The 25,498-nt window shown below is 55.0% G+C and carries 16 protein-coding genes; 12 read left to right on the top strand and 4 right to left on the bottom strand.

Annotation, left to right across the window (positions count from 1 at the left end):
* Positions 1–17 precede the first annotated feature (17 nt).
* The 5 genes from JIN85_RS01630 (at position 18) to ptsP (ending at position 14,354) form a co-directional block, all read left to right on the top strand.
* Positions 18–5,135, top strand: a complete 5,118-nt coding sequence (locus JIN85_RS01630) for a DNA repair ATPase (RefSeq protein ID WP_200266956.1) — start codon at positions 18–20, stop codon at positions 5,133–5,135.
* A 140-nt stretch (positions 5,136–5,275) separates the two neighbouring features.
* On the top strand, positions 5,276–5,656 hold the full coding sequence (locus tag JIN85_RS01625; RefSeq protein WP_200266954.1) for a ParB N-terminal domain-containing protein: 381 nt from the start codon (positions 5,276–5,278) through the stop codon (positions 5,654–5,656).
* Between the two features lie 424 nt (positions 5,657–6,080).
* The gene (locus JIN85_RS01620) at positions 6,081–12,134 is read left to right on the top strand and encodes an alpha-2-macroglobulin family protein (RefSeq protein ID WP_200266952.1); all 6,054 of its coding nucleotides are present in this window, start codon (positions 6,081–6,083) and stop codon (positions 12,132–12,134) included.
* Between the two features lie 82 nt (positions 12,135–12,216).
* Positions 12,217–12,483: an HPr family phosphocarrier protein gene (locus JIN85_RS01615; RefSeq protein ID WP_200266950.1), complete on the top strand. Its 267-nt coding sequence runs from the start codon at positions 12,217–12,219 to the stop codon at positions 12,481–12,483.
* Positions 12,484–12,587: 104 nt separating this feature from the next.
* Entirely contained in the window at positions 12,588–14,354 is a 1,767-nt protein-coding gene (ptsP, locus tag JIN85_RS01610; RefSeq protein WP_200266948.1) for a phosphoenolpyruvate--protein phosphotransferase, read from the top strand.
* Here the strand turns inward: ptsP and JIN85_RS01605 are convergent.
* Positions 14,333–15,970: a SpoIIE family protein phosphatase gene (locus JIN85_RS01605; RefSeq protein ID WP_200266946.1), complete on the bottom strand. Its 1,638-nt coding sequence runs from the start codon at positions 15,968–15,970 to the stop codon at positions 14,333–14,335. The genes ptsP and JIN85_RS01605 overlap by 22 nt on opposite strands.
* A 101-nt stretch (positions 15,971–16,071) precedes the next feature.
* Here JIN85_RS01605 and JIN85_RS01600 point away from each other — a divergent pair, with 101 nt between their 5' ends.
* Positions 16,072–16,689, top strand: a complete 618-nt coding sequence (locus JIN85_RS01600) for an NUDIX hydrolase (protein ID WP_200266944.1) — start codon at positions 16,072–16,074, stop codon at positions 16,687–16,689.
* 165 nt (positions 16,690–16,854) lie between these two features.
* Here JIN85_RS01600 and JIN85_RS01595 read toward each other — a convergent pair whose 3' ends face one another.
* From JIN85_RS01595 to JIN85_RS01585, 3 genes are read right to left on the bottom strand one after another with little or no spacing between them, the layout of a single operon-like run.
* Positions 16,855–17,166 (bottom strand): hypothetical protein, encoded by a 312-nt coding sequence (locus JIN85_RS01595; RefSeq protein ID WP_200266940.1) that lies wholly within the window; start codon positions 17,164–17,166, stop codon positions 16,855–16,857.
* A 9-nt stretch (positions 17,167–17,175) separates the two neighbouring features.
* On the bottom strand, positions 17,176–19,026 hold the full coding sequence (gene rho / locus JIN85_RS01590) for a transcription termination factor Rho (RefSeq protein ID WP_200266938.1): 1,851 nt from the start codon (positions 19,024–19,026) through the stop codon (positions 17,176–17,178).
* A gap of 11 nt (positions 19,027–19,037) precedes the next feature.
* Entirely contained in the window at positions 19,038–19,856 is an 819-nt protein-coding gene (locus JIN85_RS01585; protein ID WP_234047170.1) for a YebC/PmpR family DNA-binding transcriptional regulator, read from the bottom strand.
* Between the two features lie 294 nt (positions 19,857–20,150).
* On the opposite strand from JIN85_RS01585, the gene JIN85_RS01580 reads away from it, so the two are divergent.
* The 6 genes from JIN85_RS01580 to JIN85_RS01555 are packed head-to-tail and all read left to right on the top strand — an operon-like array spanning position 20,151 to position 25,161.
* Positions 20,151–20,990 (top strand): hypothetical protein, encoded by an 840-nt coding sequence (locus JIN85_RS01580; RefSeq protein ID WP_200266936.1) that lies wholly within the window; start codon positions 20,151–20,153, stop codon positions 20,988–20,990.
* Between the two features lie 4 nt (positions 20,991–20,994).
* On the top strand, positions 20,995–21,834 hold the full coding sequence (locus tag JIN85_RS01575; protein ID WP_200266934.1) for an NAD(P)-dependent oxidoreductase: 840 nt from the start codon (positions 20,995–20,997) through the stop codon (positions 21,832–21,834).
* Positions 21,831–22,682, top strand: coding sequence for a CAF17-like 4Fe-4S cluster assembly/insertion protein YgfZ (ygfZ, locus tag JIN85_RS21850; RefSeq protein ID WP_200266932.1), 852 nt, complete (start codon positions 21,831–21,833; stop codon positions 22,680–22,682). The genes JIN85_RS01575 and ygfZ overlap by 4 nt, the downstream gene beginning before the upstream one ends.
* 30 nt (positions 22,683–22,712) lie before the next feature.
* Positions 22,713–23,717 (top strand): tRNA (adenosine(37)-N6)-threonylcarbamoyltransferase complex transferase subunit TsaD, encoded by a 1,005-nt coding sequence (gene tsaD, locus JIN85_RS01565; RefSeq protein ID WP_200266930.1) that lies wholly within the window; start codon positions 22,713–22,715, stop codon positions 23,715–23,717.
* Between the two features lie 30 nt (positions 23,718–23,747).
* Positions 23,748–24,383, top strand: a complete 636-nt coding sequence (locus tag JIN85_RS01560) for an HAD-IA family hydrolase (protein ID WP_200266928.1) — start codon at positions 23,748–23,750, stop codon at positions 24,381–24,383.
* 43 nt (positions 24,384–24,426) lie between these two features.
* Positions 24,427–25,161, top strand: coding sequence for a hypothetical protein (locus tag JIN85_RS01555; RefSeq protein ID WP_200266926.1), 735 nt, complete (start codon positions 24,427–24,429; stop codon positions 25,159–25,161).
* Positions 25,162–25,498: the final 337 nt, after the last annotated feature.

Here is a 25,498-nt window from a genome sequence, read left to right as displayed (position 1 = left end):
CTTTACCTTTTTTTGAGATGAGTGATGCACCCCAACAACTTGAGGGCGGCGCCTATGAGGTGATCCGTGCCCGGCTTGATCAACATGCGACCGTTCTGCGTGAGCGGATCGAGCAGTTGAACGCCGCGCGGCAGGATGTCTTTGGCGCGATTCCGACAGCCCTTCTTTCCACCGGACACATCGCGACCAGCCATAACTGTGTTCCGCGAGATATCATCGGTTTGGGAAATGATCTCTATCTGTTAGGATTCAATATCCAGTTCGGTCTTAAGCAGACCATGGAGTTGGAGGATGTTTTCGCACTCTACCGGTTGGAGCCCGAAGGCACTTTTCATCCGGTCCCTCTTGGCGAGGTGCTAACCGATAAAGGGTTTGTTGAAGATTTCAACACGCTGTTTCGCTACTATCGCGAGGCGGTTTTCATCAAATTCATGGTGATCGGGCCCCACCTGCATATGAAAATGCGGATTGGGAAAACCGAGAATGATTTCAAAACCTTCAAGTGGCTTCTGAATGGTGATGGGAGCATGGAGTATCAGGGCAATCGCTCGGATCATGAATGCCGGTTTCCTGAGACCACTGAATTCCAATGGACCCGTGCACACCGCGATATGCATCGCTCTGGCGAGCATCCGCACATTTCCATTGAAGATCGGGTGTTCGTTGAAACGGTAGGCGGTGACCTGACGGTTAAAATCGAGGATAACACCAAGACCGGCGAGGGGATTTACGCGGAGCCGGTCACGGATTCGGATCAAACTCTGGATGATGCCGAGATTCACTATGCGATCATCGGATCGCTCATCGTGCTACGGGTTTTGCCGTACCGTGAGGAGCTGCACCGCTATCTGGTTTTCAATGAGAAGACCAAGGCCGTCCATCGACTCGATGGGATCGGTGAATCCTGCGTTCTACTGCCAGAAGACCAAGGGCTTCTGTTTGCCAATGGATATATCCTGGCGACAGGTGAGGTGAAAACATTCGAAACCGGCCTGAGTAAATTGCGTTTCGAGCGCCGATTGCTGGCCGGGAATGGCGAAGACACCCTGTTTGTTTTCTATCAACAAGCCAGCGGTCATTACGTTTTGTTGTCCTACAACGTCATCGCCCAGCAGGTGGAAACGCCGATGGTTTGCAATGGTTTCGCGATCGCGGCCGATGGCAGAATGGTGCAGTTCAAAGCACCGGATCAGCCACAGAAACATCATGCCTTGCAACTTTGGCAAACGCCGTATGCCGGAGATTCCGCGGTTGCGGTGCCAGAGGAAAAACGCGAGTCTCTCTTGTTCAAGGTCGGCAATGCCAACCTCGTTCATGGGATGGCGGAAGCACGGGAAATCCTGATCCTGTTTGGAAAAGGGGATACCTACGCGAATGTTTATCTCGATCTGGTCAAACGCAGCCGCGAGGTTCTTGATACTTACTTTTGGTTGAATCAGGAGGAGACAAAAAATCTCGCCGAACCACTTCAGGAAATCAACGCCGCTGCCAACTCGGCGATCGAGGAGTTTGATAAAGTGCAACGTCTCCGCCAGGCGACGGCTGCTCGTTCGAATGAAGTCCGTGCGATCACCGAAAAACTGCTCAAAGCGGTCCGCATCACATCTCCGGATGATATTCGAGGCTTTGTTAGAAACCTGGCCGATCTGCGGATGCGGCGCGGTGAAATCATCGGTCTGCGTGAACTGCGCTATGTGGACCTTCAGTTTGTTGAGTCATTGGACCAGCAGGTCACCAAGGCAACTGATGAGGTTTCCAAGCAGACTGCGGATTTCCTGATGCGTGACGAGGCGCTCGATCCTTATCGGAAGGCGATTGAGGAACAGCACGCGATACTCAAACAAATCACCAAAACCACCGAGGCGGATGAGGTGGCGAAGGCGCTCGATCAAGCGGGCAGCGAACTGGAATTGTTGATCGATATTGTTGGCAATCTGCGGATCGAAGATCCGACACAGACGACCGCGATCATCGAAAATATCTCGGCGCTGTATGCAACTCTCAATGGCATTCGTGCTGAGCTGAAATCCAAGCGTCGCGAATTGGCGCAAAGTGAAGGCGTCGCTCAATTCGGCGCGCAGATGAAGCTGCTCGGTCAAGCCGTGGTGAATTTCATCGACCTTTGCGATACTCCCGAAAAGTGTGATGAATACCTGACCAAGGTGATGGTCCAGGTCGAGGAACTCGAAGGTCGGTTCGCTGACTTCGATGAGTATGTCGACCAACTTTCACGCAAGCGTGAAGAAGTCTATGAAGCGTTCGAGGGACGGAAGCAGTCGCTGTTAGAACAACGCGGTCGGCGTGCGGGTAACCTGATGAAATCCGCTGAGCGAATTCTCAGCGGTGTCAAAAATCGCGCCGATTCGCAGGAGGATTTGGACGCGATCAATGGTTACTTTGCGGGTGACCTGATGGTTTCCAAGCTGCGCGACATCATTTCTGAACTTCGCGATTTGGGTGATACGGTCAAATCGGATGATCTTCAGACACGGCTGAAGACCTTGCAAAGCGATGCAATCCGACAACTGCGCGATCGCAAGGAGTTGTTCGCAGGCGGCAAAGATGTTTTGCAATTCGGCAAGCATCGGTTCTCGGTCAATACTCAGGAGCTTGCGCTTTCGATTGTGCCACATGAGGAAGGCATGGCCTATCATCTATCAGGAACTGGATTTTTTGAGCCTGTAACCGATGAGCGGTTTCTTGCCACGCGCGAGGTTTGGGATCAGCAACTGATTAGTGAAAATCGCCAGGTGTATCGGGTCGAATGGTTGATTCATCGGATGCTGCAGGATGGAAACCAAGGCAATGATCTGGAGGCGGTGCACGCCTTCATGTCTGCTAGATATGCCGAAGGTTATACCAAGGGCGTTCATGACGAAGATGCGGTGAAATTGCTCACAGCGATCCGCCCGATCCATGATGCATTGGGTTTGCTGAAATTCGGCCCGCGCGTTCGCACGTTGGCGATGTTGTTCTGGGAAGTGTTCAAGGACACGCAGGAAGGTTCGCGCTTGGCGCCGATGATCGCCTCACACGGAGCGATGCGGCGCGCGTTTGGCACCGCTCCAACTCCGAATCACCCGATGCAGGCCGCGCTGCAGCGGCAGCTTTCGGCATTCCTAACCGATTCAGCTGCGGCTTCGCAAATTGCGGGTATCGGTGAGCACGCAGAGCCTGTTTCTTTCGCAGCTGAGGCGGCCGGTTATCTGTTCGAACAGCTGGCAGAGGGCGGAGCTTTCGCTGCTTCGGCTGAAGCAGCCGCAACGACCGCTGAGTTCAAATTGGCAATGGATCAGAGAGGTGCCGTCGCTGAAATGAACAAGGTGCTGACCGCATTTGAGAAGGATGCGGAAAGGCGCTTTCTGGTGATTTTTGATTGGATGGCTGGGCAATTGAAATCGGCTGCCATTCAAGAAACACAGCATGGAACCTCACCACTTTCCTGGGTAGCGGAAGCTGCGGCTCACTGGTTGCGTGGCGGCATCCAGCAGCTTGGAGTGATTGAGGTGGTTTCGAAAATCCATGTCTCGGGATTGCGCGGCCAGCACCCGATGATTGGTGATGGCGGAGTTTATGAAACCGATTACCATGCGTTTCGAGATCGGCTGATGAAGTTCGAGCGACATGATCTTCCTGCTTTCGAAGCTTGCGCCGGGTTGAAGCAACAGTTGACGGAGGAGAAACGCGAGTCGCTGAAGCTTGATGAATTCAAGCCACGAGTGATGAGTTCGTTTGTGCGCAATCAGCTGATCAATGAAGTCTATCTTCCTCTGATCGGAGACAACCTTGCCAAGCAGATCGGCACCGCCGGTGTGGATACACGCACCGACCGTTCAGGCTTGTTGCTTCTTGTCTCGCCACCGGGTTACGGGAAAACGACGATCATGGAATATGTGGCGAATCGTCTTGGCCTCACTTTCATGAAAATCAATGGCCCGGCGCTTGGGCATGGCGTGGTTTCCCTGGACCCGACCGAAGCACCGAACCTTTCGGCGCGTGAGGAAGTGGATAAGCTCAATCTCGCGCTTGAGATGGGGGATAACGTGATGATTTACGTGGATGACATCCAACACACCAACCCCGAATTTTTGCAACGCTTCATCAGCCTTTGCGATGGCCAACGCAAGATGGAAGGGGTGTGGCGTGGCAAAGCCAGAACCTACGATCTCCGTGGTAAGAAGGTCGCGGTGGTGATGGCCGGGAACCCGTATACTGAAGGCGGCGCGAAGTTCAAAATCCCGGACATGCTCGCCAACCGGGCGGACACCTATAACCTCGGCGATATCCTTGGAGGTCATCTTGAGGCATTTAAGGCGAGTTACATCGAGAACAGCCTGACTTCTAACAAGGTCATGGCGAAGCTAGCCAGCCGCCATCAGGAAGACATCTACACGGTGATGAAAATCGCCGCGACTGGCTCTCAGGAAGGCATTGATTTCAAAGGGAACTATGCACCGGCAGAGATTGAGGAAATGGTGAAAGTCACCCGCCATTTGTTCGAGATCCGCGACACGATCCTGCAAGTGAACCAGGAATACATTCGCAGCGCGGCACAAGAGGATGCCTATCGGACAGAGCCGCCATTCAAGCTACAAGGTTCGTATCGGAACATGAATCGGATTGCTGAAAAGATCCTGCCACTGATGACTTTGGCGGAGGTGCGGTCACTGATTCTGGATCACTATCAAAACGAATCGCAGACACTCACTCAAGGGGCTGAGGCGAACTTGCTCAAGTTCAAGGAATTTGAAGGCATTGCCAATGAGAAGGAAATCGCCCGTTGGACGGACATCAAAAAGGAATTCATGAAGCGCCGCCTGCTCGGTGGTAGTGGTGAGAACGATCCGGTGGCTCGCGTCGTCGCTCAACTCTCAGCCTTTCAAGACGGATTGGATTCCATCCGGACTGTCATTGCTGAAACGGGTCGGGACTATATCAAACCGCAAACACTTGCAGAGACCACTGTGGAGCAATTGCGGGACATCATCGCCGGCCTTCGAGCTGTCCCAGTGGAGGTCGATATCAAGGTGGTGCCCGTTCAGGAACAAAACGGCCCTATCCAAAGCCTCGATGGAAATGATGAACCTCCGATCGACATCAAACCCGAGGTGCGGCAAAACGTTGGTGAAGAATAGAGTCATGAATTCCGATGAAGCCATTGCATTAAAGTTAACGCTTTTTTCAGCCAAGGGTGCGTGTGGGGATTCATTGAATTGCTTCAATTCTTCGATCTGAGTTAGCGCTGAGATTTTTTGAAAATTCGTTGTTAGAAAGAATGCGACCTCAATATCATTTCCGGCCATCTGAACAGGGATTGCTGGCATGGGATGTGCGCAATCTAATCAAGAAAACGATCGATTTAACGCCCTCGGAAATTGAACTCACCAGCATTCTGGAAATTGACGAGATGTATTGGTATGATTCAGAAGGCGATGCTCCAACATGCCGAAGTATCGCGAATCACTCCAAACTTATTAATGGTGCAGATTTGAGTTTTCCGATCATCCTTGATCCGGATGGTAGAGTGATGGATGGGATGCATCGGGTTTGTAAGGCATTGGTTCTAGGATTGGAAAAGATTGATGCCTACAAGCTGCCAGAAATGCCTGATCCTGATTTCATCGGAATCTCGGCCAAAGATCTCCCTTATGAATAGCGTTAGTTGGATTGATTGCTCCAACTTAGTGAAAGCAGGTCGGTGCTATCGTAGGTGACAGAAGAACGAATTGCTGACCTCTCCAATTTGGCTATCGAACCTGGCAAGCGGTTCCACCGGTGGCTATGGCTGATCCCGTTGCTTGGGCCGATTGATACGGCTCAATCAACGCATGGGCAGGAACACGATTTCAGCCATGTCATTTTCCGTGAGTGCAGCAACATTCATGGGACATGGATTCCGAGATTTTGCCCAGTTGCTTGGGGCTTTTCTGCCTAGCGATTAGGAATCATCGTTATTTGCGAAAAGGCACCGAAGAAAAGAAATAAATCTTCCAAGAAATTAGCGGTTTGGGTGTCATAGTAGCGTGATGAGATTTTCCGTTTGGCTTTGTGTTTTGACCTATTGGTGTTCTTTCCTGGCAATGGCGCAGCCCTCGGCTGAGTTGCGTGAGCAGCGTCAGGACTTGATGAAACGCGGTCTTTGGCGCGATGTGGTAACGCTTTATCGTGAGCAACTTTCGGCCATCAATGATGACAAATCGGGTGAGGACCTGCGTGATGCGGTGGATGCATTGCGCAATTTACGCGAGTGGGCCGAGTTCGATGGTTTGGTAGAAAATGCCGTAGCGTCGCATGCGGAAAACCCGAAGCTACTGGCTGAGGCTGCTGCTGGATATTGGAGGGCTCCACATCGTGGCAGGCTCATCGCGGGTGAGTTTGAACGAGATGCCTCCGCTGGCTATGCGATCCGTCGGGCAGCGCCTGGTGCGGATCCGGTGGCAAATGCCGGGGAGACCGTTTTTACCGACTACCGCGATTTCGTTCGCTCCCTTCAGTTGGTGATGCTGGCACAGTCCAAGGCGGTTGAGGTTCAGGATAAGGTCGATATTTGGCAAGATGTCGAAGGACTGATCGGGGAGCGGGACGACTGGAAGTTGCAAACCTTGACGCCGCTGGATGCACTACCGGAATGGAGTGAACCCGGACCGAACGGAGGGACTGAGGGGGCGCCGTGGAAAGATGGCAAGCCGGTCCTCTATCAGATTCCGGAAAGCTGGGACGCAGCCAAGAACGATGGCGAGAGATTGCGGTTTGCATTGGATCAGCAGGTGAAGCTGGATGAAAATAACAAGGCGCGCGTCATCATGATCCGGGCGCGGAAGTTGCAGCAAGAATTCAGCATTAGAAGTCTCAATTCTTATCAGCGATGGGGCTGGCAGGATCCGGAGCAGGCGAAAAGCATTCTGGAAGTCGAGACTCTCGCCGATGATGAATGCCTGGCGGAGACATCGGATGGCGTGAAGCGCTTCAAATTGTCTGCGGACTATCATTTTATCGCGCTCTATCGGTCGATTTTGGACGATAAGGGATTGGGCGGGGATGCTGGTGACGCGCTGGTTTCCGTTTACTTGGATCGCCTGCAATTGAAGAAGGCGGAAGAATGCCTGGAGCAGGTCATTTCCAAACATGGCCCGGGGCCGGAGGATTCGCGGAAGAAATTGTTAGAGCAGATCACCGGAGACTGGGGTCAGTTCAATCGTGCAGAATCCGTGGCGCATGGTTCCAAAGTGAAGCTCCCTTTGGTATTCCGGAATGCTCGTGAGCTGAAGTTGACCGCTGCTCCGGTGGATGTGGAAAGCGTTCTGAAAGATGCGGTGAGTTATCTGAAGTCGAATCCCAATGGGATCGATTATCAAATGATCAACATCGCGAACGTGGCCAATCGATTGATTCATGATAACGAGTCCAAATACATTGGCGAGGTCGCGAAGTCATGGGATGAGAGCCTGAAGCCTCTTCCGGATCATCGGGAAACTTACGTGGAGCTGGAAGTTCCGGTCGAGGATTCCGGTGCTTGGTGGATCACTGCGGAAACTGCCGATGGCCATCCTTTCAACACCTTGGTCTGGATCGTCGATACGGTCGTGATGCACAAGGATGTGGATGGTAAAAAACAGTGGTGGGCCGTCGATGCTGCAACGGGCGAGCCTGTCGCTGGGGCTGAATTTGAGTTTTTCGGCTTTCGCACCGTGCCGGTCAATAAGCCTGAGCCACAGGGGCGTAAAATGAATGTCCTGGTGAAGGAATTTTCCCGCGTTGCCGATGCGGAAGGTAAGGTGCTGCTAAATGGCGGCGATTGGGACCGTGACTATCAATGGATGACGGTTGCGAAAAGCGAGGGGCGGAAGTCGGCGTATTCCGGTTTCCTGAACTACTATCTCGGCGAGTCTGGGTTCGAGAATGGCAATCGTGACATCAGCTATGGGATTTCAGACCGGCCGCTCTATCAGCCGGGGGATACGGTGCATTTGAAATTTTATCTAAGGAATGTCGGTTATTTCAATCCGGAGGATGGCAAATATGCCAACTTGGAAGGGACCCTAACCCTTTACAATGGACGCGGTGACGAATCGGTAAAACTCGAAAAACTGAAGACCGATGCAATGGGAACTGTCGAGGCGGAGACGGTGATCCCCAGGGATGCGGCACTGGGGGAATGGCGTGCGAGATTCGAGATCGTCGACAAGATTTCGACGTCGATGTCCTTCCGGGTCGAGGAGTATCGGAAGCCGGAGTATGAGGTGACCGTTGAGGCACCAGATGCCCCGGTGAAATTGGGCGAAACTTTTACCGCCAAGGTCAAAGCGACTTATTTCCATGGTGCTCCGGTGCGAAATGCGCGGGTCGAGATCACGGTGAAACGAAAATCGCTCGGCGAACGTTGGTTCCCGCTTTCAAGATGGGATTGGCTTTACGGACCCGGTGCCTGGTGGCCTCAGGCGGTCGCAAGCTGGCACCCGTCCTGGGCTTCCTGGCGTTGCTTCCCACCATCACCGCCATGGCAAAATCGGGGCCGTTGGACGCCGGATGAGTTGGTGCTGCAAAAGACCACGGAAATCGGGCCAGATGGTACCGTTGAAGTGGTGGTGGATACCGCAGCGGCGCTGCAGGCCCATGGCGACATGGACGCGAAATACGTGATCGAGGCGCGAGTGGTGGACGCTTCAAGACGCGAGGAATCTGGCACGGGGGAGGTGATCGCAGCGCGAAAACCATTCGAAGTCGTGGTCTGGACCGAGCGTGGATTTAGCGCTCCAGGTGACGATGTTGTCGCGCAAATCTCCGCTGCTACCTTGGCGGGGAAACCGGTGGTTGGTGCGAAGGGAACCCTGGCCCTGCTCAAGCTGAATATCGGAGACGATGGCCGAGTCGAGGAAACTGAAGTTTCCTCCTGGCCGGTGGAAACGAACGCCGAAGGCAAGATCGAGCAGAAATTCCAGGCACCTGCTGCGGGACAATACCGGCTTTCCGCAAAGCTCTCGCTTGATGGCGGTGAAGTCACGGAAGGCGGGGCGATTTTGAATGTGTATGGCTCCGGCGCTCCCGACACGGAGCATTGGAAGTTCGGTGACATCGAGTTGCTGACCGATAAGCAAACCTATGCGCCGGGAGAGACCCTGAAACTCCGGGTGAATAGCGATCACGCGGATGCAAGCGTCTGGCTTTTCATTCACATGGCGGGAAACAGTGGTCGCGAGGCGAAGCTGGTGAAACTGGACGGCAAAAGCCTTGAAGTGCCGGTTCCCTTGGACGCACGCGACATGCCCAACATGTTCATCGAAGCGGTGACCGTGTTCAACGGGGAGGTGCATTCGACCGAGCGCGAGGTGCTGCTACCACCTGTTAGCAAGCTGATCGATGTCTCTCTGGAGCCAGCTGCAAACCGGGTGCAACCCCAGGCGCATTCCTCGATCAAGCTGACGCTCAAGGATGCTGCGGGAAATCCGATTCGCGGGAAGGCCGCTCTGACCATTTACGATAAAGCACTGGAAGCCATTGCCGGAGGCTCCAACGTCGGGCCGATCAATGAGAATTTCTGGGGTTGGAAAAACGAGTTTTATGGTTATTCGATTCCAGACTCCATTCCGATCGCTTCCGGGAATTTGGTCCGGGATGGTTCAGAAGAAATGGTGCATTTGGGTTATTACGCAGATGCCGGGATACGGACGCAGTCGCGAAGCCTTTACGGTAGGCAACGTTATGAATTTGCAGAGTCTGATGCTGACCCTTTTGCTGCATCCCCTGCCACACCGATGATGGCCAGAGGTGGTGCGATGGCTAAAGGAGCTGAAATGGCTGCTGCGCCTGAGATCCACGTCCGCAAGGACTTTGCGGATTTGCTGAAATGGTCTGGTGAAATCGAAACCGACGAAAATGGCCAAGCCGAGATCCCCTTGGAATTCCCCGATAATTTGACCACCTGGAAGGCCCGGGTCTGGGCGATGGCAGATGGTACACAAGTTGGCGAGGGCACTGCGGAAATCATCACGTCGAAGGAACTGCTGGTCCGACTGCAAGCGCCACGGTTTCTCGTAGAAGGAGATGAAGCGGTGCTGAGTGCGGTGGTTCACAACGATCACTCTGAAGCAAAATCGGTGACGGTTTCTCTCGAACTCGATGGTGAAGCGCTGGAACTGGTCAGTGGAGAAAGTCCAACGGTGGAAATGGCGGCGATGTCGGAAAAACGCGTCGATTGGAAAGTGAAAGCACTCCACGCCGGTGAAGCGACGCTGCGCATGAAAGTGACTGCAGACGACGATGGCGATGCGGTGGAGCGCCAGCTTCCGGTGCTGGTCCATGGCATCTCGAAACAGGAAGCGTGGAGCCGCGTGGTCACCGAGGATCAGGAATCGGCCGCCATCGACTTCGAAGTCCCGGACAAGCGTCGGCCGGAGGAATCGAAGCTGACGATCCGTTTTTCGCCGACGGTTGCCGGAGCGGTGGTGGATGCGATTCCTTACCTGGCGGACTATCCTCACGGCTGCACTGAGCAAACGTTGAATCGTTTCGTGCCAGCAGCGATCGCCCGCAAAATGCTGACGGAAATGGGCGTGAATCTGGCGGAAATCCGTGCGAAACGGATCAATTTGAATCCCCAGCAACTGGGTTCCGGTCGGGAAAAGGAATGGCAGCAGTGGCAACGCAATCCAGTGTTTGATGAAGCGGAGCTGGATCGCATGATCAGCACGGGGCTTGACCGACTGGCAGGGATGCAAAATGCCGATGGCGGCTGGGGTTGGTTTTCCGGCTACGGCGAGCATTCTTACCCACACACCACGGCACTGATCGTTCATGGCTTGTTGGCGGCGAATCAGGCTGGAGTGGATATTCCATCGACCATGCTTGATCCCGCGATTGGCTGGCTGATCGCCTACGAGCGTCACGAAGCGGAAGCGCTGCAGCGTTACGTGGAGAATCAGGCGCTGAGAGCTGCCGGGAAAAAAGTGCCGAACAAGAATCTGCGCGAGAAAGTGCGCTGTGATGCCGTTGACGCTTTCGTGCGATACGTTTTGGGGCAGGCATTGAGGAATTCCGAGCCGATGGCGGCATTTCTGTATCGCGACCGGCTGGACTTGCCGGTTTACGCCCAGTGTTTGCTTGGGCTGGAGCAAAATCGCATGGGGGATGTGGCGAGACGTGATGAAATGCTTGAGGTGGTCTCCCAATTCCTAAAACAGGACGCTGAAAATCAGACTGCCTACCTTGATCTGAACAACCAAACCTACTGGTGGTATTGGTATGGCAGTGAAGTGGAAGCAAACGCCTGGTATCTGAAATTGCTGGCCGCGGTGAAACCCAAGGACTCCGTGGCGCGTGGAGTGGCGAAGTATCTGGTGAACAATCGCCGCCAGGGATCGGCCTGGAAATCGACCCGCGATACGGCGTTTGCTGTGGAGGCGATTGCGGATTACTTCACTGCCAGCGGCGAGGGCGCACCTGAGATGAAGGTGGAAGTTCTGGTCGATGGGAATTCGCTGAGAACGGTCGAAATCAACCGCGACAATCTTTTCGATTTCGATGGCACCATCGTTCTTTCCGGTGAGCAGGTCCCTGGCGGGAAGCATCAGATCGAATTGCGCCGCAGTGGCAAGGGCACGCTCTATGCAAATGCCTATCTCCAGGTTTTCACCATGGAAGATCAGCTCAAGGCCACGGGCCTGGAGGTGAAAGTCCAGCGCCGCGTTTCGAGGCTGATTCCGCTCGAAAAAGAAACCGAAACGCCGGATTCGACCGGATTGGTGACGCATCAGCTTGAGCAACGGTTCCGCCGCGAAGTCCTGAAAGATGGCGATTCCGTCAAATCGGGCGACCGTATTGAGGTCGAATTGATCCTGGAGAGCAAAAACGACTACGAATATTTGCTGTTTTCCGATGCGAAAGCCGCCGGTTTTGAGCCGTTGGAAGCCCTCAGCGGATACGTTCCTGGCAGCACCCTGAACGCCTACATGGAACCGCGGAACGAAAGCGTGAATTTCTACATCCGCTCGCTACCACGGGGAAAACACACGCTTCGCTACCAACTGCGGGCCGAAGCCCCAGGCACCTACAAAGCACTCCCCGCGATGGCGGAGGGCATGTATGCGCCGGAGCTGCGGGCGAACTCCGATGACATCCGTTTAAAGGTCGGCGAGTGAGGGTTTCCATCTGCTGGCCGAACTTTTACCTTGGATGCGCCGTGGGTCCTTACTAGATTCCCGGCGGCGTGAGCCCCATCCCATGGCAAAGAAAGACTTCACCATCCTCAACAAGCTCGGCATTCATGCCCGGCCTGCTGCTCAATTTGTTAAAACTGCAAACCGTTTCCAGGCAGACATTTACGTCGAAAAGGACGGTGAGGAAGTGGACGGCAAGAGCATCATGGGACTGATGATGCTGGCAGCTGGTCACGGCTCTGTGATCTCGGTGAACGCCGAAGGATCAGACGCAGATGCCGCTCTCGAGGCGATCGGTGACCTGATCAGCCGGAAATTTGAAGAGGATTGAGCGGAAATCCACTTCTGAATCGTTGATTTGATGGGGCGTAGGACGCCCGGATAAAATTGCGCCTTGATCCAAGGGGCATTGAGGAATCACGCTGTGTCGAGGATATGCCGAAAAGCGACTTTGAACCGGAAATCGTTTATGAAGGGATTCCCGCGTCTCCGGGGATCGCTTTTTCCTTAATCCATGTAATGGCCCGCGGGTTTTCTGCCCCTGAGGTCTATGAAATCTCGGCTTCAGAAATCGCCAGCGAACAGCAGCGGTTCGAGGAAGCGATCGACGTCACCAAAAAGCAGCTCACTGAGTTGCGCAACCGACTGGAAGTCCTGGCCGGCAATGATGAGCAGGCGATTTTCGAAGCGCACATCATGCTGTTGGAAGATCGTGCGGTGGTCGACCGGGTGACGGATGCGATCAGTTCCCGGCAACAGAACGCGGAATTTGCGTTCTACGCGGTGATGCAGAATTTCCTGGAGGCGATGCGCCGGATTCCCGATCCCTATTTGCGAGAAAGAACTGCGGATATTGAGGACGTTTCGCAGCGGGTGCTGAGAAATTTCAAGCTGGGTGAGGACATCCGCCAGCTGGTTCCCGATGGACGCCATATCCTGGTCGCCTACGATCTTTCCCCATCCGATACGGCGTCGATGAACCGGCGGCATGTCATGGGATTCGCGACCGAGCAGGGGAGTGTGAACTCGCACACCGCGATTCTGGCCCGGGCGCTTGGAATCCCGGCAGTGGTGGGCCTGGACGGTGCGGTGATCGACATCAAGACTCTCGCTCCGGCGATTCTAGATGGTTACACCGGCAAGCTGATCCTTTACCCCAGTGCGGAAACTCAAGAGCACTACCGCGAGCTGAGCGAGCGGAAGGAAAAGGTCCGTTCGGCACTGGACGCCATGCGCGAAGTGGCCACGAAAACAATCGATGGCCGTGAGTTGACGGTTTCCGCCAACATCGAACTGGTCGATGAGCTTTCACTGGTCAAAAGCTGCGGAGCGAAGGGCATCGGACTTTATCGGACCGAATTCCTTTTGCTCAACGGCGAGGAAATGCCGGGGGAAAGCGAGCAAGCGGACGTTTATTCCCGCATTGCCGAGACGATGGCACCGCATCCGGTGATCATCCGGACTTTAGACGCGGGTGGCGACAAACTGCCGGTCGAGCCATTGACCGATCCGGAGCCGAACCCATTCCTCGGATGGCGTGGAATCCGGGTCTCGCTGGCCAGGCCGGACATGTTCCGCGATCAGTTGCGGGCGATTTTGCGAGCCAGCGGCAAGGGCAAGGTTTCCGTGATGTTTCCACTGATTTCCGGCCTTTCGGAAGTCCGCAAGGGGCGGGAAATGCTCAAGCGCTGCATGGATGAACTGCACGAGGAAGGCGTGCCTTTTGATCCCAAGTTGCCAATGGGGATCATGATTGAAGTGCCATCCGCCGCAGTTTGTGCGGATTTGCTGGCTCCTGAAGTCGATTTCTTCTCGATCGGCACCAACGACTTGATCCAATACACGGTCGCCGCAGACCGGGTGAATCCGCACGTTGCGGAGCTTTATCGGCCGACCCATCCGGCGGTGATTCGCTTGATCAAGCGGACGATCGAAGCGGCCAACGACAACGGCATCTGGACCGGCGTTTGCGGCGAAATCGCCGGCGATGTGCGACTCACTCCGCTGCTGATCGGGCTTGGCGTTGAAGAACTTTCGGTAGGCCCGTTGCAAGTGCCGCGTGTGGGTCAGGCGATTCGTTCGCTCAATCACGTCGAGTGCGAGGAAATGGCGAATCTGGCGCTGACCAAAGGGAACAGCCAGGTCATCCTGGACCTTTCACTCGATCTGGCGAAGGCGAACTACGCGGATCTGCTCGACTGAGGCTGCGGCTTGCGGACCATTTCGACGGCGAGCAGGCACACATCGTCGTCGAAGCGCTTGCCTTCGGAAAACGCCAGCACCGTGGAGAGGATGCCGTCCAACATTTCATCCAACGTCTGGCCGGTTCCTTCACTGATGAGTTCCATCAGGCGATTTTCGAAAAACGGTTCACCCACCTGATTCTCCGCTTCCAGCACGCCATCGGTGAAGAGGATGATGCGATCAATCTCAGCCAATTTGGCTTTGTTAGAAGGATATGCAGCGCCTTTGATCAAGCCGAGTCCTGGTCCTCGCTCCGAGCGATCGAAGGCGAGTTGATAGACTCCGTTAGATCCTGCCGCCACCGGGCCGGGATGGCCGGCGCAGGCGTATTTCAAGGTGTCGGTCTTGAGGTTCACCACGGCATAAAATGCGGTTGCGAACATCGAAGCACCGGCCCGATCCAGAATGGCGGAGAGTCCGTCATTCAGGCCTTTCAGAAACTGGCTGGGATCGGCCGCCTGGGCACGCTGCTTTTCTAACAATCCACGCAGCATCGCCACGATCAGCGCGGCACGCACCCCGTGGCCCATCACATCGCAAATCAACATTCCCGCTTCGTGATCGGAAATCGGGATCACCTCGAAGAAATCGCCAGCCAATCCCGAGATCGGGATGTAACGGGAACTGAAATGCAGAGCATCGCCTTCCGGCCCGGAAACTTTGGGAAAGCCACTGCTGGCCAGCGCTTGTTGCACTTCCCGGGCGAGGTGGAGTTCTTCTTCGTAGGCCTCGTTTCGCTTTTGCAGCTCTCCGGCCAGGACGACAGCTTCCTGCCGCGTGCGCACCAGCTCGGTGACATCACCCGAAACCCCGAAGGTTCCGCGGATGTTGCCATTGCGATCCAGCCATGGAAATTTGGAACTGGTGACCCAGGTTTCTTCGCCCTCGTGCCAGGTTTCGTGTTCGAGCTTTCCAACAATGGGTTGGCGGGTTTCGACAATGTTGCGCTCATCATCTTCGGCAGCGCGTGAATGGTCGTCTTCGAAAAAATCCCGATCGTGCTTGCCCAGCATGTCCTCTGGTTTTTCCAGGCCCATCCATTCCGCCATGCGCTTGTTGGTCAGAGTGAAGCGCGATTCGAGGTTTTTGAAATAAATCTGCAGCGGCACGTTATCGATCAACTGCCGTAACAAAAACCGCTCTTCTTCAAGCTGCGACTCAGCGAATTTACGCCTGCTGATATCGATCATCGAGCCGGCGATGCGGGTTGCGTTTCCCGCTTCATCGCGCAGCACGGTGCCGCGGATGCGCAGCCAAAGGTGAACGCCTGATCCCGCCTGCACTTGGGCATCGATCGCCAGGGTATCCGGCCCGCCAGGAGCTAGAGCACGGGCCAGAGTTTGCTCAAAGCGAACCCGATCGTCCGGATGGATCGACTCAAAAGGCGGGAGGAAAAGATTCGGTGCCTGCCCGGCTTCACAGCCGAAAAACTCAAGAATACGATGAGAGTAGTAAATGTCCGCCTCCGCAGTTTGCCAGTCCCAGATGCCTTCGTTCGACGCTCGCAGCGCAAGGTTGAGCCGTTCCAGATTGACCTCACATCGGTTGCTTGCAGCTTCGTCACCAATATCCATGGGGCTATCAAGATGAGGCCACAATGCTGGTAGGGCAATCGGATTTCTTCATCAGGAATACATTGAATCGATCATTTGATGCGTGAGATTCAGACAATCGTATGCAAACGTGGGGCGTGGCGGACTTGTTGGAATTTTCTCGGGAGCTTGCGTCGATCGCGCAGGTTGGATTGACGTATGCGAAAGATCCATTCGATCTGGAGCGCTACCAGAGGCTGCGGGAAATGGCCGGTGAACTCCTGCAGATCCCCGATTATTCGCCCGATTTCACCTGGCCGGATGAACTCGGCTACGAGACGCCGAAGGTGGATGTAAGAGCCGTCGTGTTCCGCGGAAATTCGGTACTGATGATCAAGGAAGTTTCCTCCGGGCTCTGGACCCTGCCCGGAGGATGGGCAGATGTGAATGCCTCTCCGGCCGAAAATGTCGAACGCGAGTGCCTGGAGGAAACCGGTTTCATCGTGAAGGCGCGCATGATTTCGTCGGTGGTGGATCGGGATCGAGCTGGCTACCCCAGGAATGCCCACACGATTTACAAAATCTACATCCTCTGTGACCTCATCGGCGGCGAGGCGACGACGAGCATCGAGAGCAGTGAAATCGATTTTTTTCCAATCGACCAATTGCCGCCATTGGACACGCATCGCACCGGTGCAGCTCAGTTGCAGACCGCCTGGCAGCACGAGCAGAACCCGTCACTGCCGACGAAGTTTAACTGAGAAATTCCGAATAAATTGATATCGAATTCTGATCTGGTTGGCGGATTCAGATTGGAGAGCAATCGCAGCATGACGTGCCTGACAGAGGATAACTTACCTTCAGAGGTGTCTCTGCTCGAAGAACTTTTGGATCAAGTCGAGCAGTGATCGTAAACTGAAGCCACTTCAGCGGGAAAGTCCGCGGAAGATGATTTGGGCGATTTTGATCAGAAGAAAAATCGCCGCCGCGACCAGGCCGATGGTGACGAGCAGAAATAGGGCAATGATGCCGAGAAACAGCCAGAGCGGCCACCAGCGCATGTCGAGCTGACGGACCCGGCCGGGCCATTTTTGCCAATCCTGCCACGCCCATCCTCCGGAAGTTCCCGTGGAATATGGGTCGTGATGGGGATCGGAATAGCCTTTGGCAGGTGGAGCGGTGGCTACGCCATCGATCTCCACGACCTCGACTTCGATTTCCTGTTGCTCCTGTCGCATGGGGAATGATCACCCTTTTATCTCAAGAAGCATCTGAGGATTATTCGGAAATTTCTTCAGGAAATAGAGCAGGCGTTCCATCGCTTCCGCTGGCCGGTGACCGGCGAGTCCACGGCGGATGAGGTGGATTTTGTGCAGCATGTGGTCCGGCAGCAGAAGTTCTTCGCGCCGGGTTCCCGATTTGAAGATGTCCACGGCAGGATAGATGTAGTTTTCCGCGATTTTGCGATCGAGCACGAGCTCCATGTTGCCGGTGCCTTTGAATTCCATGTAGATCGCTTCGTCCGCCCGCGAGTTGGTCTGGATCAAAGCCGTCGCGAGGATCGTCAACGAACCTCCACCACGCGTGTTGCGGGCGGCAGCGAACAGGCGGCGTGGAACTTCCAGCGAGCCGATGGTGAGACCGCCGGTACCGGTGCCCCGGCCACGATGGTTCATGTTGCCATTGTAGGCGCGGGCAAGGCGGGTGATCGAGTCCATCAGCACAAAGACATCCTGACCGGCCTCGACCAGGCGCTTGGCTCGTTCGATGGCAAGTTCCGCGATGCGGCAATGGCTGCGGGCACCTTCGTCGTTGGAGCTGGCGAAAATTTCCGCACCGGGAAGTGCACGGCGAAACTCGGTGACTTCCTCCGGGCGCTCATCGACCAGAATGATCATCAGGTGCATCTGCTCGTCGTATTTTTCCCGGATGGCTTCCGCCATGTGCAGCAGCAAGGTGGTTTTGCCGGAACGAGGAGGGGATACAATCAAGCCGCGCTGGCCGCGACCGACGGGAGCCATCAGGTCGACAACCCGGGTTGTGAAGCGATCGGAAGTCGTTTCGAAACTGATGCGCTTGTTCGGGTTGATCGCTTTCAGTTCGTCGAAATGCGGCAACTTGGCTGCTTCGGCGATGGTCATGCCATTGATGCTGGTGATTTCCACCAGCTGAGGACCGCGTGGACCTTCCTGGGAAATTCCGTGGATCCATTGGCCCAAGCGCAGGTTGTATTTGCGGATGAAATCGGGCGGAACAAACACGTCGTCGCGTGCCTGTTCGAAGTTTTTACCCGGCACACGCAGGAAACCGAATCCTTTTGGCGCAAGCTCCAGCATGCCATCGACTTCGACCTTGGGTCCGTCGAGTTGCACCGGGCGGCGTTCCTGTTGGAAATCTTCGCCACCACGTGGGTTGCGTTCGCCTCGATCGTTACGATTTTTGCGCTCTTGATCACGGCGGCGCTTCCGCTTCTCGCGGCGGCGCTTGCTGCGGCTATCTCCACCATTTCCGCCCTCAGCGTGATTTCCGGCAGCGGCATGTTGGCCATCACGCGAATGGGAGTGGCGTTCTTTGGGGGGTAAATCGGCAGTATCGCGGTTTTGCACGCCGGATTCGTGAGAATCGTTCGAGCTTGGCTCTTTCTGGGTAGCGGTGCCGACAGGTCCACCACCCGGGACGCGGCCAAAGCGGCGGGGAGATTCCTCAACTTGGGAATCGGCCGCCGGTGCCGATTGTGAAGCTTCTGCTGGGCGGGTTTCCTCCTTCGCAGCCGGGGCTGGGGCGGAAACGGGAGATTCTTCGGTGGCGACGGCGGCTGCTTTCCTAGCCCGCGGGCTCGCCGTTTTTTTCGCGGCTGCCGGTTTTACCGGAGCGGAGGCTACGTCCAGAGGCAATTCAACCTGATCTACGGCAGTCTTTTTCGTGGCGGTTTTCTTTGCCGCGACTTTTTTGACAGCTGCTTTTTTCGCCGTGGTTTTTTTGGCGGCTACTTTCTTGGTAGCGGCTTTTTTCGCGGTCGTCTTGCGTGCTGTCGCCGACTTGGTTTCGGTATCCACAGTGGCCTGGGAGATGGTTTCCTCGTTGGTGTTTTTGCTCATCCGAAAGTGGTTTATGGATCGATCTGATCGAGAAGTTCCTCTGCGATCTCGAAATTGGTGAAAAGGTTGTGAGTGTCCTGATAGTCGTCGATAACGTCGTAAATTTTCACGACTTGGCGGGCGATGATCAGGTCATCGATCAAAATGGGTGTTTGTGGGATGGATACGAGTTTTTCAGAGGTGAGGGAAATTTCACGGTCGCGCAGGATATTGGCGACGCTGCCGAGCTCAGTAGGCGCGGTGTAAATGAGGTGTTCGTCGTCATCGCTCTGGATGTCGTCCGCACCTGCTTCAATCGCAAGATCCATGAGCTTCTCCGCAGAGATGCTGGTCGCGGGGATACGGATTTCTCCCTTGCGATCAAATTGATAGGAAACGCTGCCAGGCGTGCCGATGCTGCCGCCGTTTTTCGAAAAAATCGTGCGGGTATCCTGGGCGGAGCGGTTGAGGTTATCGGTTGCCATTTCGACAATAAATGCGGTGCCGCCTGGGCCATATCCTTCATAAGTAACTTCCTGGATCGCATCGCCGCCGAGCTCGCCGGTGCCTTTTTTAATGGCACGCTCGATGTTATCTTTAGGCATGGATACGGATTTGGCATGATCGATGGCGGAACGTAGCCGGGCATTGGCAGCCGGGTCTCCGCCGCCAGCACGGGCCGCCAGGGCGATCTCGTGGGCGCACTTGCTGAAGACTCTACCTTTGACGGCATCGACACGTGCTTTGATGTGTTTGACCTTGGACCACTTGTTGTGACCGGCCATGAGTGGATAGATTACGAATTGGGGAGGTAATGGGCGGGACCAAACCGCGGGATATGGCTGGGCCATGGATTCGCGGGTGGTTAAGAGACGGATCAAGGCACGATGTGGCGTGATCTTTTGGGGGCATGCCGTTACCTGAGCGCTGCGTTGCTTAGCAAAGGTGGGCGGGATGCTTGAACCCCGGGACTTTCCGCGCGTTGCGGACCGGAATGTCCCTCCGTCGTTCCAACGACGACACTCTCCCCTAGGTTCCGCATCTTGGCAATTCAAAAGTGAGGTGGCGGATTTTGCCCATTTCCTACTGCATTTCCCCGCGATTTGTCGGTTGCCGAATCCGCTAGACGGTGGCAGCCTGCGCTCGTGAAACATTGGATTGCAGGAGTTCTCGCATTGGTTGTCCTGTCATTTGCAGCGCATGCTCAGGAGGATGGGGAAGCTGTCGATTGGAAGGGGGAAATCCCGGCCGATCTGTTGGATGATCCTCATGTGCTGGAAGAATCCGCCGTCAATGAGTTCACGGCTCCGTCCATCGCGAAATTGTTTGATACGCTCCAATTTCTCATGCCCTTGCCCATTGCTGAGACCGAGCGGAAAATGCCGGCACGCATGCCGCTTGATCGTGCCGACCTCGCGATGGAACTCGGATTTCTCATCGCCGATGGATTCCTTGTCGTGCAAGCCGGCCAAATGGAAAAAGTGGAGGATCTTGCCGCGGATTTGACCCGATATGGCAAGGCTCTCGGAGCGGGAGACCGGGTGAATCGCCACGCGGCTAGTTTGCTGGAAAGTGCTCGCAAGCAGGAAGTTGAGCAACTGAAGAAAGAGTTGGCTGCAACTCAACGCGATGTGGTGATTGAGCTACTGAGCCTGCGCGATGCGGACTTGGCTCACTTGATTTCCCTCGGTGGCTGGATCCGCGCGCTGGAAGTGTCAACGGTGGCTGTCGATAACCAGTTTTCACCGGAACGCGCGCGCAAGGTGATGCGCGAGGACATTGCCGATTATTACACGGAGAGCGTTGCCAGCCTGGAGCCGCGAATTTCGGAGCGGCCCAATTATCTGGCGATGCGCGACATTTTAGCAGGTTTGCGCACGGAAATGGTGATCGGAGAAAATGCCGAACCAACGAAAGAGCAGATCAAGGAGATCCGGAAGCAGGCGGCCAAATTGGTCGAGCTCGCCTTGCAACGGCAGCAATGAGGTTATGAAAAAAGCAGCGGTATTGGGTTTAGGAATCATCGGTTCACGCGCGTCTGCGTGTTTGCAAAACGCCGGTTGGGAGGTTGCATGCTGGAATCGCACGCCAAAAGCGCTGCCCGGTGAGGTCGCTACCCCGGAAGAGGCGGTTCGCGATGCGGAAATCATTTCGATCTATCTGAAAGATGCGCCAACGGTGCGGGAAATTTTTGCCAGAATCGCCCCGGAATTGAAGCCGGGACAAATCGTGATCAATCATGCGACCATCGATCTGGTGACCACGCTCTGGCTCGACAATCGTTGTCAGGAACTGGGTTGCAAGTTTCTCGATTCACCCTTCACCGGTAGCAAAAACGCCTCAGCGGGTGGGCAGTTGGTGTATTACCTCGGCGGCGATGAAGCGCTGATCGAGCAAGTCACCCCGTATCTCCAGGCCACCTCAAAATCCTTGCTTCACTGCGGGAAAGTCGGTGCTGGAACCGTGGTGAAGGTTGCTACCAATTTGATCACCGCCAGCACGGTTCAAGCCTTGGCGGAAGGATTGGCCGTCGCCGTGAAACACGGAGTCGCGGCAGATGCGTTCATCGATGCCGTTTCCCAAAATGCTTCAGCTTCTGTGCTGGCAGGAATGAAGCTGCCGGCGATGGCGAGTGGTGATTACGACACCCATTTCTCGCTGGAGAACATGCTCAAGGATAGCAAATACGCGCTGGATCTGGCAGGCGAGGCAGGCATCGATGCCCCGGGCATCAAAGCGGTCTCGACTCGCATGCAAGCGCTGTGCGATTCCGGGCTTGGCGGATTGGATTTCGCGGCTATGGCAAAACCTTATCTAACCGATTCGTGAGCTTACGCGGTAAAATCGCCATACCAACCAAGGCCTTGTTAGAGTTTAGCGGGCCGGACGCGATCCGATTTTTGAACGGGCAACTGACTCAGGATGTCCGCAAGGTGATCGGCTCCGGCAAAAGCTGGTCGTCCTGCGTCACCGATGCCAAAGGCAAGCTGCAGTTCCGGGTTTGGCTGGCTGAAGCGGAGAATCAGGCGATCTGGGTATCCTGTGAGCACGGCGATGAAGGCGAGCTTGAGGCAAGGCTGACGCGCTATCTGATCGCGGATGATGTCGAGGTGCGCGATCGGACGGCAGAATTATGTTTGGTCCATTTGCTCGATTGCGAACCCAAGGAAACCGCCGGAATGCTGGCGAGCCCTACAGATCGTTTCGGGACCAGTGGCATCGATTGCTGGTTGCCGGTCGGGGCGGAAGCGCATGGGTTGGATGAAATCGATGAGATTCCGATGGATCAGTTGGAAGATTTCAGAATTTCCCATGCCGTTCCGGCTTGGGGCAAGGAATTGCAACCTGGGATGTTACCGCCTGAGGCTAACCTGGAAACCACCGACATTTCTTACGCGAAAGGCTGCTACATTGGCCAGGAAGTGATCTCCCGGATCAAGTCTGCCGGAAAGGTGAATCGCAACCTGCAGCGGTTCTCGATCCCAAGTGACGTGCCGGATTCGATCGATCTCTCGATCTACGATGGAGATCGTATCGCAGGTGAAATCACCAGCATTTCACCGATGGCACTTGATGGGACACGGGCCGCGCTCGGTTATCTCAAACGCGGGGCAGGCGAGTCGAATTTGTCGATACGGCGCGCAGATGGCGAGGATGTGCCAGTTTCGTTGTTGTGAGTTTCTGCCGAATCCTTCAACGATCTTTCCGTGGCACTGATCCTGGCAATTGAATCTTCCTGTGACGAAACAGCGGTGGCTGTTTTGCGCGGAGCCAAAGGCGAACCGACCGAGGTGCTCGCATCGGTCATTTCGTCCCAGATCGAGCTCCATCGTGAGCACGGCGGAGTCGTCCCGGAACTTGCTTCACGCAATCATTCGCTGCACCTCCGCCCGTTGGTCGAACAGGCGCTAGCCGAGGCGGAAATTGCGATCGGCGAGGTCGATGCGCTGGCTGCCACGACTGGACCGGGTCTCGCCTCATCTCTTTTGATCGGCAGCACTGCGGCGAAGGCGATGGCCTGCGCCTTGGGCAAGCCTTTCATCGGGGTCAATCACCTGGAAGGCCATTTGCTCTCTCCCTTTTTGTTAGAAACCGAAGTGCCGCCCCATCTCGGGCTCATTGTTTCCGGCGGACACACCCTGCTGATTGATGTGAAGGCAGCGGGGGAATATCAGAAGCTCGGAAGCACGCGGGATGATGCGGCCGGTGAAGCATTCGATAAAGTCGGTAAAATGCTCGGATTGCCCTATCCCGGCGGACCCGAGATCGAAAAAGTAGCCAAGGAAGGGAGCTCGGCGGCCTTCGATTTCCCGCGCTCAATGCTCCATGATCCGCATCTGGATTTTTCATTTTCCGGCCTCAAAACGGCGGTGCTTTACACGCTGCAAAAAGAGCAAAATCCCGTGGTTGCGGACCTGGCGGCATCATTCCAGCTGGCAGTCATTGAAACCTTGGTGGGTAAAACCATGAAGGCGGCTCGGCGCAGTCGGGCCAAAATCATCGCGCTGTCAGGCGGAGTGAGCATGAATCGCGCGTTGCGGGCTGCGTTCCAGGAGGCATGCGATCGCGCGGGCATTCGCCTGGCGGTGGCGCCCCCGGATCTTTGCACGGATAACGCGGCGATGATCGGATTTGCCGGATTGCTGCGATTTCTTGATGGCGCCTCTTCCAGGCTGGATGCTGATATTTCGCCGAACTTGCCGCTCGTTTGAGGTCCAAAAATGGTGTAACTTCTTGCTGTAATGAATTACCAGACGCTGATCTTTGACTTTGACGGGACCATTGCGGACACCCTTGAGGAAAGTCGTAAGATTTTTAACGAGATCGCTCCAGACTACGGGATCCGCCAAGTCGACCGGGAAGAGATCGATAATTTGCGTCATCTTTCGTTGAAGGAATTGCTGGCTCATCTGGAGATTCCGAAACGCAAGGTTCCGGTATTCATCGCACGTGGGACCGGAATGATGCGGCGCAACATCGAGTCGTTGCCACTGATTCCAGGGATTGGTGAGGTGCTTCGTGAGCTCCGGCCGCAGGTCAAAGGCTTCGGGATTTTAACTTCAAATTCGACGCCAAACGTTGAGCTTTTCCTGGAATCGCATGGATTGCGCGATTTGTTCGATTTCATTTCATCGACTTCGAAACTGACGGGTAAGGCCCGTCATTTGCGTGCGATTCGAAAGACATTTTCGCTCCGTCCCGAGGAGATGCTGTATGTGGGCGATGAAATCCGCGACATCAAGGCCGCGAGAAAAGCTCGCATCTCGATCGCGGCGGTAGCGTGGGGCTTCAATTCGCGGGAAGCACTCGCCGCTGAAGGCCCGGAACTGGTGTTCTCCAAACCACAGGAACTGCTGGGACTGTTGGCGCTTCCCTGACCCCTGAATTGACATCAGCGGCGGGTCGTAAGCACCATTGCGCATGAGTCAATCGAACGAGCAGGAAGACGTAGTGGTGGTGGAGGAGACCGTGGTTGAAACCGTCGAGGTGACGGCCGAACCTAAGAAATCCGCGCCGATTCCACTCTATTTGGTGATCTTGTTGTTTGCGGGGGCGGTGTTGATGATGATTTTCGTATTGAATACGAGAAAACCGCAAGTAGCTACCAATCAGGTGGATAAAGCTCAAGTGAAGGCTCTGAAAGCCGATCTTGAAGCACGCCGGGTGGATTTGAACCGGCAGCGCGAAGCACTCGGGTTGACTCCGATTTCCAGCGAAAGCGAATCAGTCGATGAGATCGCTGCTCGGTTGACGAAGGATGCATCGACGCTGGTTGCCCTGACGGGAAGTTTTCACCATCTGATCGCAGAGAAAGACCAAGAGATTTCCCAAAAAAGCGCGGATTTCATGCAGGCGGAACAAGCCCGTCAGGACGCGATGACGGAGATTTCACGTCTTCAGACAGAGTTGCAAACCGCGCAATCTGCAGCGGATGACAATCGCCTGTTGTTGAAACAAGTCAACGATCTGAAATCGCAGCGTGATGAGCTGAAAGCCAATCTGGATGCTGCGAATCAGAAGCTATCCACCTATGGCAAAGACAGCCTGACCAGCGATCAAGCGGGCGACCTTACCAGGCAGTTGAACGAAGCAACGCGGGCAAAAAGCTTCTTGGAAAAGCGCGTCGCGGAGCTGGAAGCCAAACTCGGCAATTAAAAGCCGATAAGCAGGGTAATACTTAACAACGGCGGTGGCGAGTATAACCGCCGATGATCAATTTAGCAGCGGCTAAGTTAGTGACGAAGTGAGACTGGGAATAGATTTAGCTTAATTGGGCATTAAATCTGCTTATGCTTGCGAACCGTTTTGTCTGTGGGTTAAAATCCACATCAAGTTACGGCCTATCCACCATAAATTCGAGTTGTAGAATTTAATCGATCGTTTTGCTTTTGCTGCAACCGATTGTTACAGAGCAAATTGCTCAAAATGCTTGGGATTGGTTGAGTTGACCAATCCCACTCAAGCGGCAAAATTGTAATCGTAGGAACACCCT

Origin of the sequence: Luteolibacter pohnpeiensis (assembly GCF_016595435.1) — a bacterium.
GTDB lineage: Bacteria > Verrucomicrobiota > Verrucomicrobiia > Verrucomicrobiales > Akkermansiaceae > Luteolibacter > Luteolibacter pohnpeiensis.
Note: the sequence above shows the minus strand (reverse complement) of the source record. Positions and strands in the feature narration are given on the sequence as shown.